This window comes from Oceanobacillus saliphilus, assembly GCF_023522835.1.
GTDB lineage: Bacteria > Bacillota > Bacilli > Bacillales > Amphibacillaceae > Oceanobacillus > Oceanobacillus saliphilus.
On record NZ_JALCZU010000082.1, the window covers coordinates 1 to 279 of the forward strand.

1 protein-coding gene is annotated in these 279 nt (G+C 62.7%); it reads left to right on the plus strand.

Translation table 11 applies throughout. From position 1 onward, the window contains the following. Positions 1-279: ATP citrate lyase citrate-binding domain-containing protein (locus tag MN204_RS21825; protein ID WP_249872910.1), on the plus strand; the 279-nt coding region annotated here is incomplete at both ends.

Sequence of the window (279 nt, forward strand, 5' to 3'; positions counted from 1 at the left end):
GTTCCCCGCCCCCTTCGGTCGTGAGCTCAGCAAGGAGGAGAAGTTCATCTCCGACATGGATGCTAAGACCGGTGCCTCGCTCAAGTTGACCGTCCTCAACTCCAGCGGCCGTGTGTGGACCCTCGTCGCCGGTGGTGGTGCTTCCGTCGTTTACGCCGACGCCATTGCCTCCGCTGGTTTCGTCAGCGAGCTTGCTAACTACGGCGAGTACTCCGGCGCCCCGACCGAGACCCAGACTTTCAACTACGCCCGCACTGTGCTGGACCTGATGCTGCGTGC